Genomic DNA, 3196 nt, shown 5'->3' with positions numbered 1-3196 from the left:
TCAGGCGGTAATGGGAACATGGGGATGAGCTTAGGCGGCAGAACGTGAAATCGCCTTATGTACCGGTTTTTGAGTACTTACAGTTTCAGGTATTAAGGCTTGCGGGCGTGATATGCAACTGGCCTCTCATACAGAGCATAGGATTCTCCGTTTTTTGGATTTAGCCAAGAATGTTGTCGAAATTAGAGAGCAGTTTCCCCTGAAGCGATCTCTAACCCTTGCCATTGCGGAAAAGCTTAAAATAAAGCATCCCAGTCAGACTGATTATAATACGAAAAAGCCCATTGCTATTTATATGACGACTGATTTTCTGGTTACTCTTCTCAATGAAAACGGTCAGGAGTATCATCTTGCTGTTTCAGTGAAACCCACCTCAGAACTTCGTGATGATCGAGTCTTGGCAAAACAAAAGATTGAATATGCGTATTGGTCTCTTCAAGGAATTAGATTTTCAATTATTACTGACCAGTCTTTTAATTCTGAAGTTAGTGATAATCTGGAACTCATTCATCAAAGTTACTGTACAGTAGAGCAGAATAAACTTTCTTTACCGGGAAGTGTAAATGTTGATGTAATTGAACACCATATTCTAAGCACTATAAAGTCAGCATCAGAAAATGAAACCATTTCTGAAATGTGCAAAAAAATAAATGCGTACCATGGCTGTTCCCCTGGCGTTACTCTAACAATTTTTTATCGTATGATTGCTGTCAGAAAGATTGATATAAACATGGTGAAACTGTCTATCGGTGCACAGACAGATGTTTTGTCACTAAAAAAATATTTGGTATCTTGATATGAATAGCAGCATTGAAATCTTTGAAAACCATATTATTGAGCTAGCTCATGGTGATGACGGTACGGACAAAGAAAATGTGTCTGCATACCGTGTTTTATGGAGGGATGAAAAAAAGCTTGTTTGGATTAATATTTTTGATAACAGTTTTCCTCAGCAGCTTGATATTGCTTACATTAAGAGGAAAATCGAGAGCAATGAAGGTTCAGTCATAAAAAATGACCCTTGGCAAAGGCTTTATGATCTTAACCTAGATATTGATAAAAAAAATGATACGGTAGAAGAAGCAGAAAAGAAAAAAAAGAGAGTCAAAATCAGGGATAAAAGGTTTGAGGCAATAAAGCCTTACATCACTAATGAGCCTGAAATATATACAGAAAAAGGTAGAGGCGTTGCCTATAAAAGCTCAGATTGCTCTCCAAAACAACTGATTAAATATTTAAAGCTCTATTGGAAGAGAGGAAAAACTATAAATGCACTGCTCCCAGACTTCAATCTTTGTGGTGTGGAAAAAGATCCTGATCCGCACAGACCGAAAAACAAAAGAGGGCCGAAATATATAAAAAAAGATATAACAGGCAGAGTGTTAACAATTGAGGATTATAAAATCTTTGATAAATATATAAAAAAATACATAGACATCAAAGGTATGGCTGTAACGTCTGCTTATGGCCTGATGAAAGAAAAGGAGTTTAAATTTAGACAAATCTTGAATGACGACAAGAAAATTGAAAGAATTCAATTAACTGATAATGAAATCCCATCCAGAGATCAATTCAAAAAATATTATTACAGGCTTAAAGGCGTAGAAGCCAGAGAGAAAAACAAAATTGGCATAAAGTCGTACAAAATGAATAGAAGAGCTAAGGTCGGCGCAGTCAAATCCCGGGGACCTGGCTATAATTTTGTCATTGATGCAACAATCATTGATTATTATGTTCGCTCTCATTACCCGCCATACAATCTTATTGGACAGCCAGTGTTCTACATTATTATTGACGTATATACACGCTTCATAATTGGCTGGTATATGGGGTTAGGTAAGCCATCAGGTGACGCTGCTGTTATGGCCCTACTGAGTATGGCATCAGATAAAAGAAAACTACTGACCGCCCTAGGATTTACTGATGATGATCATATTGATGAATTATGCATGATTTGTGGTATTCCTAAAGCATTAACTATCGATCAAGCTGAATTAAGAAAAAATCTCACTGTGAATCTTACAAAAAACCTTGGAGTAACTATTTCTGAGGTAGTTGCTAAAAGGCCAGACTGGAAAGGAGTAATTGAAACCCGATTTAACATTTTGCAAAACTGGGAGGAAATGTACGATCCTAGCCGAGGAAATTACAACAAGAAAAAGTATGGTGATCCTGACATGAGACTAAAGTCCATCAAAACATTTGATGAAATGTATCTTGACTTTATCGACCTAATCCTGATGCACAATCAATTATCAATCAGCAATCCTTATTTACTTGACAACCTAGCGGTAATGGAGGATGTTTCCCCAAGACCTTTTGAATTATTCAGACACGGCGTTGAATCAGTAGGTGGATGCCTCAGGCACTACCCTGAAGATATCGTTAAGCTTAATCTTTTACCAAGAGACTCTGCAACGGTAACACCAAGAGGGATTAAGTTTAAAGGTCTTTTTTATACGCCCCTGACGGACAACTGGGAAGAAATACTTGTTGCCTCTAAGCCTAGAAAACAGGCAAAGAGGAATCCTGAAAACTCTATTGAAATCTGCTTTAACAATAATAGTATTGATCATATCTACATTCCTGATAAAAATGGAATGAAATATGTGAAGTGCACGATTCAAGAAAGATGTTTGAGAACCGTTCAACCTGAACTTGAAGAAGGGATCTCTAGCATTCGATCTAACTCAATTTCAGGGTTTACATGGTATGAGTGGCAGGACTTTCTGGATGTACAGGCAGCTAATAGAGAGGATGATTACGCTATCGATGATAAGATAAGGGCTAAATATGACAACCGCCTTTCTGCAAGGGCTGAAAATTCGAAAAAGGCGACGAATGAATTAACGAAGCATCAATCAAATAGAGAGTTTCTGGCTGGCGCCAGTGAAAGAAAGAAGGAACTTGCTGAAGAACAAGCTAGAGCAAATACTATTGAGTTATCAGACCCTGAAGATAGCTCTTTTGTGGAATATTGCAATGACGACTGTAATCCTGTTGATGATACAGATTTCGAACCTGATTACAGCAGCCTTATCAATGAACAAATGAAAAACCATTCTCAGAAGTAGGTATGGAAATGGCTGACTTAACGAACAACCTTGAAAACTAGTAAGTACTCAAAAACTCCTGTGCAGACCACATGGCAGCCAGCATGAGGCGTATTCGATAATATTTGCCAGTCTCGGAATTG

2 protein-coding genes are annotated in these 3196 nt (G+C 37.6%); both read left to right on the top strand.

The annotated features are described in order from the left end of the window. Nucleotides 1-112: 112 nt before the first annotated feature. Nucleotides 113-796: a TnsA endonuclease N-terminal domain-containing protein gene (locus ABD892_RS11340; RefSeq protein WP_345195775.1), complete on the top strand. Its 684-nt coding sequence runs from the start codon at nt 113-115 to the stop codon at nt 794-796. 1 nt (nt 797) lies between these two features. After that, on the top strand, nt 798-3074 hold the full coding sequence (locus ABD892_RS11335; protein ID WP_345195774.1) for a hypothetical protein: 2277 nt from the start codon (nt 798-800) through the stop codon (nt 3072-3074). Nucleotides 3075-3196 lie beyond the last annotated feature (122 nt).

This window comes from Kistimonas scapharcae (assembly GCF_039540975.1).
Lineage (GTDB): Bacteria > Pseudomonadota > Gammaproteobacteria > Pseudomonadales > Endozoicomonadaceae > Kistimonas > Kistimonas scapharcae.
The sequence above is the reverse complement of the archived record's forward strand: the minus strand, read 5'-3'. Positions and strand labels throughout refer to the sequence as shown.